Source organism: Rhodococcus sp. NPDC055024 (assembly GCF_053608585.1).
In genome coordinates, this window is sequence record NZ_JBSGVT010000036.1 from 1 (window position 1) to 7,570 (window position 7,570).

Consider the following 7,570-nt stretch of genomic DNA (forward strand, 5'->3'; position numbering starts at 1 on the left):
CCGCGCAGGTGCGCGGCCGCCTTTTTACTCACGTGGACGGTTGGGTTCAGAGATCCGGGTACGAGGTGAGGTTGTCGACCTTCTCGGTGGTTTCCGGCTCTTCGGGCAGCTTGCCGGTCACCAGGAAGATGACGCGTCGGCCGACCTCGACAGCGTGGTCGGCGAACCGCTCGTAGAAGCGGCCGAGCAGAGTGACGTCGACTGCGGCGGCTACGCCGTGCTTCCACTCGCGATCCATGAGGACGGTGAAGAGGTGGCGGTGGAGGTCGTCCATCGCTTCGTCTTCTTCGCGCAGGCGAGCAGCGCGCTCGGGGTCGCGGGTCTCGAGTACGACCTTGGCGGCTGCACCGATGGAGACGGCGATGCGTCCCATCTCGGCGAAGTAGCCGTTGACCTCTTCAGGAAGCACGTGGTTGGGATGTCGGCGGCGCGCGATCTTGGCGACGTGCAGGGCGAGTGCACCCATGCGGTCGATGTCGGCGACGATCTGGATTCCGCTGACCACCGAGCGCAGATCTCCGGCAACGGGAGCCTGCAAGGCGAGCAACGCAAACGCACGCTCCTCGCAAATGGTGCTGAGTTCGGTGATCTTGTCGTGTTCGCCGATTACTTGTTCTGCCAGGGACAGGTCTGCCTGGAGCAGGGACTGGGTGGCGCGCTCCATAGCGGCACCTGCCAGTCCTGCCATCTCGCCGAGCGTGTCTGCAAGCTCGGTCATCTGTTCGTTGTAAGCCACGCGCATGAGGTCAGAGCCTACGTGCCGTGAAAGACCAAGTCACAAGCACCAGGTGAACGCAAGGTGAATGAACAAGTCTCAGTCGCAGGTGGTGTCGCCGGCGTTGACGCTGGCGATGTCGGCGGGCAGAGCCGTCGAGGTGCTGGTGTCGACCGACGTCGGATTTGCCGCCAGCATGGTCCCCGGCTCGGCGGGGGCGACGACGGTGCCGGAGAAATTGCTTCCGACGACAACCTCGATCATGTCTCCCATGCTCGGAGCGAGAACGAGAACCGCGCCGGGAATCGACGACGCGACAGTGACCGCTTCAGCCTCGTAGCCAGCGGCGTAGCGGACGACGGTGGTCGACGCCTGAGCATTCGCCAGGCCGGTGGCCGCGCTGAAATTACCGACCGTGGAGATCTGGAAACCGTAAGCTGCGAGGCTGTCGGCGATGGTCGCGGCCTGCCCGGCGATTCCGGACGCGTTGGAGACGTCGACCGAGACGTTGTAGGCGCTCATCGCCTCGACGGAAGTGGCCGCCGGCGGCGTGCTGGACGTGGGAGCGGTGGTCGTGGAACTGGTCGACGACGGTGTGGTGTCCTCGCGCTCTTCACCCGGAAGCGGATCGTCGTCGATGATCGCCTGGAAGAGGGACTTGATCTCGTCGGTGCGAGGAATCTCGTTGCCCCAGTCGTTGGTGCCGTCGGTGGGGACCGTCAAGAACGTGACCGCGCCTGCATCGACGTTCTGCAGCGAACGGCCGAGGGTGACCAGTGATTTCGTGTCGATGTTCTCGACGAACGTGTCGCTGGTGAAGGCGTTGATGAATCCGTTGAGCTTGCTCGGATTCAGGAGGACCTGGTTGGACAGGGCCGAGCGGAGCAGCGCCGACAGGAACTTCTGCTGACGGGTGATGCGTCCGTAGTCGCCGTTGCCCTCGGCTTCGACGTGGCGGGCGCGCACGTAGTTGAGTGCGGTACGGCCGTCGAGCATCTGCGTGCCGCCCGAAGCGAGAACGGTTCCGAGGATGCCGTCTTCGATCGGTCCGGGGGAGCAGACGTTCACACCGCCGACGGTGTCGACCATGCGCTCGAAACCGGCGAAGTCCATTCCGACGAAGTGCCCGATCTTCAGGCCGGACATCTTCTGGATGACTTTGACCAGGCACTTGGGGCCGCCGAGTGCGTACGTCGCATTGAGCTTGTCGCCACTGGCCGCCGGGAAGGTTTCGCTGGTGTACTTGCCGGCGTCGTTGTCCCAGCCCTGGCAGATCGGACGTTCGACGTCGAGGTCACGAGGGAAGGAGACTGCGACGACGCGGCTTCGGTCGGCGGGAATGTTCACCAGCATGACCGTGTCGGCTCGGGCACCTTCGGCGTCTTCGACGGTTCCGGCGCCGATCTCACCACTCGCACCGGCGCGGGTGTCGGTGCCGATGATCAGGTATGTCTCGTCGCCGAGCTGGCCGCCGGCGTCGATGATGTCGTCGGATTCGGTGTCGAGTGCTGCAATCTGATCGAAGCCGCCTTCGATCGATCGCAGATAACCCCAGACCACGCCGGTCAACGCGAGCGACATGACGGCCAGGAACGCTACTGCTGATCGGCCGATCACTTTTGCGCGATGGCGTCGGCGAATCTTGCTTTGCGCGAGGCGGGTGGCGCCGGTGTCACCGACTATGCGCGGCACTGCTGAGGTGACGGGATGTTCTTCGGTTATCCAGTCCGTAGCGGCAGGCGGGACTGTCGGGCGCGCGGTAATCGGCCGGGCCGGGGGCGGTGCTGACGGCGCCGGGGGCGGTGCTGATGGCGCCGGGGGCGGTGCCGATGCAGCTCGAGATGGAGTCTTGGGTGGTGCGGACTTGGGCGGCGCAGCCGGGGTAGGTGGCGGCTTTTTGTCGCCTACCCGACGGACCAACTCGGCGACCGACACGGAGTCGTCGGTCGGAGGCGAATCCCGTCGGCCGGTACGTCCACTGCTGCGACGCTCTGGGGGACTGGGCGGTTGCGGTGCTGGTCGCTGGGGTGTGGCAGGGCGCTGGGGCGTTGCCGGTTGGTCCGGTCGGGCGTTGCGGAAGCGCTTGTCTGCGAGCGGACGTTCCCAGGGGGCGCGGCTCTCGGGCGGAGGTGGGCCCGAATCGTGATCATCACCCACCGATGCAACCTGTCCCGTCGTCGACTGTCAGTAACTCGTCATTCAGATGCCGGCGTCAACCGGTTGTCGACGAAGCTGGAGCCATATTACTGGTGAATCCTGAGTGCTCCACTCATTAAGTGATGTGAGTAATCCGACGGCGTGTTTTCGCTAGCCGCCAGAGTGCATCATGTCAGCTCCCACCGGCACAAGGTCGTCTTCGGGATCGTCGAGCCAACCTTCCGGGAGTGCCACCTGACCGGGTGAGCCTTGGCGTCCGCGCGGGCCTTCGGCGTCCTTGGGGAACGGGACGTCGTGGTCGAGCTGTCCGAGCAGGTCGTCCAGTTCGGACAACGTGCTGACCAAGGCCATGGAGACTCGCAGATCCGATCCGACCGGGAACCCACGCATGTACCAGGAGACGTGCTTGCGAAGTTCGCGCAGACCCTTCATTTCACCGTGATGCGCGGCGAGCAGTTGGGCGTGACGGGCAATGATCTTGGTGACTTCGCCGAGCGTCGGCGGCGTGGCGATCTGTTGTCCGTTGAGAGCTGCGCTGAGTTCCGCGAACAGCCATGGCCGTCCGAGGCAGCCGCGTCCGACGACGACGCCGTCGCAGCCGGTCTCGTTCATCATGCGGGCAGCATCCGAGGCGTCGAAGATGTCGCCGTTGCCGAGGATCGGCACGTCGGTGACGTGTTCCTTGAGGCGCGTGATCTCGTTCCAGTCAGCAGTGCCGGAGTAGCGCTGCGACGCGGTACGTGCGTGAAGTGCGACGGCAGCGGCGCCTTCAGCTGCGGCGATCCGGCCGGCGTCGAGGTGCGTGTGATGTTCGGGGTCGATGCCGACGCGCATCTTGACGGTGACCGGAATGTCGGTGCCTTCGGTGGCGCGCACGGCTGCCGCGACGATCTGTCCGAACAGTCGACGCTTGTACGGCAGCGCCGATCCGCCGCCCTTGCGGGTCACCTTCGGTACCGGGCAGCCGAAGTTCATGTCGATGTGATCGGCCATGTTCTCGTCGACGATCATCTTGGCCGCGGCGTACGTCGTATCCGGGTCGACGGTGTACAGCTGCAGCGACCTGGGCGTTTCGGTCGGGCCGAACGTGGTCATGTGCATCGTGGCGGGTTGGCGTTCGACAAGCGCGCGTGCAGTGACCATTTCGCAGACGTAGAGCCCGGACGTGCTGCCTGCACGTTCGAGTTCGAGTTCACGGCACAGCGTGCGGAAGGCGACGTTGGTGACGCCCGCCATGGGTGCGAGGACCACGGGGCTGTGCAGCTCGAGTGAACCGATACGAAGGGATGACATGACTACCTCTGAACAAATATTTGTGACAATTGGAAGTGCCCGGCACCGAATCCGGTACCGGGCACAGAATAGCTGGTGAAACTAAGAAGCCTGCTGTTCGCGCTTGGCGGCTTCGCGTGCGAGCATGCGATCGCGCTGCTCCTCGAACTTGGTCGCGTTGGCGGCGAGGGTCTCGAGGAAGGCCGCCAACTCCTCGCGCGTGTTCTCGCCTTCGGCACTGAAATCGTTGCGCTCGAAGATGTTCCACTTGCGCAGGACCGGCCAGACGACCTCGTCGAGGTGCTGGCGAAGGTCGTAGATGCCGTGCTTGGCCATGAGAGCGCCGTTGCGGCGGAAGTTCGGCATTCCGGCGCCGGGCATCTGGAAGTTCTGGACGATGTTCGCCACAGCCTTGAGAGCCTGGTCGGGAGCAAGATCGAGCGCGGCGGCGCAGATGTTGCGGTAGAAGATCATGTGCAGGTTCTCGTCCGCCGCGATGCGCTGAAGCATCTTGTCGGCAACCGGCTCGTCGCAGGCCTTGCCGGTATTGCGGTGGCTGACGCGTGTCGCGAGTTCCTGGAAGGTCACGTACGCGACTGAGTGCAACAGGCCGGCGTCGCCCTCGTCGATGGGTGCGCTGTAACCGTTTGTCATGTGTTCCATGCGGAACCGTTCGAGCTCGACAGGGTCGACTGCGCGCGTGACGACGAGGTAATCACGCATCACGATGCCGTGGCGGTTCTCCTCGGCGGTCCATCGGCCGACCCACGTGCCCCAGGCGCCGTCCTGCGAAAAGTTCTCGGCGATCTCACGGTGGTACGACGGCAGGTTGTCCTCGGTGAGAAGGTTGGTGATCATCGCGGCTCGGGCGACCTCGCCGAGTTGTGACTGCTCGAGACTCCAGTCTTCGCCGCCCATGGCTGCGAAGTTACGACCCTCGTCCCACGGTACGTAATCGTGTGGATGCCATTCCTTGGCCATGGAGATGTGGCGGTTGACGTTCTCCTCGGCAACCGGCTGCAGCTCTTGTAGCAGCTCCAGCTGCGTCAGAATCCTCGTCATTTCTTGCCTCCATGTTGAGTGAATGCGCGACTTCGCCCCAGCCTACGGCACCGTAGGTTTGAAAAGAATGGCATGAAAATTGCTCCCCTCGAGCGATGTTACCGATCCGTAGTTATCCGGGGGCACTTTCACGACCAAGTCGTTCTTTGGACGTAGTCGCGGAACGTCCGGGCGGGATCGGACAGCTCGCGGCTCTTCGACCAGATCAGCCCTATTTTTCGTTGTGCTCCTTCGATCGGTACGTAGACGACTCCTTCGGCCCAGATCGGCGGATCTTGAACCGGCATGACCGAGACACCGAAGGACGCGGAGACCAGTCCGCCGACCGTTGCCAGCTCGCTGCTCTCGAAGACGAAATTCGGAGTGAATCCTGCGGCCGCGCAGAGTTCATCGAGAATTCTTCGCATCCCGAAGTTCGGGTGCATACCGATGAACGGTTCTTCGGCCGCTTCTGCCAGCTCGACCGAAGGCAGCTGCGCAAAGCGATGATCAGCCGGAACAGCCAATGCCAGTGACTGCTGAGCGATCTGCATCCACGCCACCTGTGGATCGCGCGGCTGCGGCGAGACGACGGCCAGGTCGGACGTGCCGGCGGAAATTCTGTCGACCAGGAACTGGGCACTGTCCTGATGCAATTCGAATCGCACGCCGGGATGCTCGACGCGATATCCCCGCAGCATGTGCGGTACCAGCCAGGTTCCGAACGAGTGGAGGAAGTCGAGTCGCACCGTGCCGCTCTCGGGGCTCGCCAGCGACTGGATTTCGGTCTGCGCCGCGTCGAGGGCGCGGAGCGCGGTCCGAGCGTGTTCGTAGAGGATCTCGCCGTATCGGTTCAGTTCGAGTCGGCGTCCCTGACGGTCGAAGAGTGTCACGCCGATCTGCCGTTCGAGGCGTGCGAGTTTGCGCGAGAGGGTCGGCTGCGACAGGTGGGTCAGGTCCGCAGTCGCGGTGACCTGTTGGGTTTCGGCGAGTACAACGAACCACTCGAGGTCTTCGGTCAGCATCACGAACCAAATCTATATGCGTTTCGCGCATATAGAACTCCAAGTTTATGCATTTTCTTTTGTCGAAGCTCGGCGGGAGGATTCTTACCGGAGGTAAGTGATGCCTGGAGGTACGTGGTGACTGTTGAGAACGTGATCGAATCCGAGGTGGCGCCGCTTCGCCGGGGATCTGCCGGGTATCGCACGGTGACCGTTGCGTTGTTCGCGGCCGGACTATCGACGTTCATCTCGATGTACGCGGCACAGGCATTGCTGCCCGCGTTCGCGGAAGGCTTCGACGTCTCGCCGGCGGTGTCTGCGCTTTCCGTCTCGGCGACGACAGGCATGCTGGCGTTGGCGATCATTCCCGCCAGTGCGCTCTCCGAGCGGTTCGGCCGCACACGGGTGATGATCGCGTCGGCGTCGGCGTCCTGTGTGATCGGTTTGCTCCTGCCGCTCAGTCCGACGATCGAGGTTCTGTTGGTCGGACGCGCAGCACAAGGATTGGCTCTGGCTGGTGTCCCGGCGGTGGCGATGGCCTATCTGGCAGAAGAGGTCGATCGGAAGGACCTCGGTGCGGCGATGGGGAGATACGTCGCTGGTACGACCATCGGTGGTTTGATCGGGCGGCTTGTTCCCTCGGCCGTGGTCGATTTCAGTACGTGGCGTTGGGCGCTGTTGACTGCGTCCGCGCTGTCGGCATTGTTCGCGCTCAACATGATCCGGCAGCTTCCCGCGTCGAAGTTCTTTCGCCCGCAACCGATATCGGCGCGCACGATCGCGTCGAATCTACGACGCCACCTTGCGAACCCGTCGCTGCGAACACTCTTCGCTTTGGGATTCATCCTGATGGGCGGCTTCATCTCGATCTACAACTTCCTCGGATTTCGGCTCACGGCAGCACCTTTCGGTCTTCCCGAAGCACTTGTCGGCCTGGTGTTTCTTTTCTACCTCGCCGGCACTTTCACCTCGGCGGTCGCCGGCGGGGCCTCGGACCGGCTGGGTAGGCGCAGTGTTCTGCTCGGTTCGGTTGTCGTCATCGGTGTCGGGCTGGCACTGACCGTTCCAGACAACCTGGCGTTGACACTCGTGGGGATGCTCCTCTTCACCGGAGGATTCTTCGCGGCACATTCGGTGGCCAGTGGTTGGGTGGGGCTGATCGCTACCGATCACCGGGCCGAGGCGTCGGCGTTGTATCTGTTTGCCTACTACGCGGGTTCGTCCGTGGCGGGCGCCCTCGCGGGTCTCGCATACGCGGGTGGCGGTTGGGGTGGGGTCAGTGCTTTTGTGGGCGCGCTGCTGTTGGTTGCGTTTGCATTGTCGCTGAGGATGTTTCGATCTTCGACGGTTGACTGAACAGAGCGCTGCGGCGATCCCGAAC

At 63.4% G+C, this 7,570-nt stretch carries 6 protein-coding genes; 1 reads left to right on the forward strand and 5 read right to left on the reverse strand.

The annotated features are described in order from the left end of the window. Positions 1-46: 46 nt before the first annotated feature. The 5 genes from phoU to ACWF6P_RS31590 form a co-directional block, all read right to left on the reverse strand. A complete protein-coding gene (phoU, locus tag ACWF6P_RS31570; protein WP_003940130.1) occupies positions 47-742 on the reverse strand; it encodes a phosphate signaling complex protein PhoU in 696 nt (231 codons plus the stop codon). Positions 743-814: 72 nt separating this feature from the next. Then, positions 815-2,872 (reverse strand): LCP family protein, encoded by a 2,058-nt coding sequence (locus tag ACWF6P_RS31575; protein ID WP_452623674.1) that lies wholly within the window; start codon positions 2,870-2,872, stop codon positions 815-817. A 150-nt stretch (positions 2,873-3,022) separates the two neighbouring features. Then, entirely contained in the window at positions 3,023-4,165 is a 1,143-nt protein-coding gene (gene dusB / locus ACWF6P_RS31580) for a tRNA dihydrouridine synthase DusB (protein WP_003939756.1), read from the reverse strand. A gap of 81 nt (positions 4,166-4,246) precedes the next feature. After that, a complete protein-coding gene (locus ACWF6P_RS31585) occupies positions 4,247-5,206 on the reverse strand; it encodes an acyl-ACP desaturase (RefSeq protein ID WP_378446580.1) in 960 nt (319 codons plus the stop codon). Positions 5,207-5,334: 128 nt separating this feature from the next. Further along, positions 5,335-6,210, reverse strand: a complete 876-nt coding sequence (locus ACWF6P_RS31590) for a LysR family transcriptional regulator (protein WP_452623676.1) — start codon at positions 6,208-6,210, stop codon at positions 5,335-5,337. Positions 6,211-6,327: 117 nt separating this feature from the next. Here ACWF6P_RS31590 and ACWF6P_RS31595 point away from each other — a divergent pair, with 117 nt between their 5' ends. Beyond that, complete coding sequence (locus ACWF6P_RS31595; RefSeq protein WP_452623675.1) at positions 6,328-7,545, forward strand: MFS transporter; 1,218 nt, start codon at positions 6,328-6,330, stop codon at positions 7,543-7,545. The last annotated feature ends 25 nt before the right edge of the window (positions 7,546-7,570 follow it).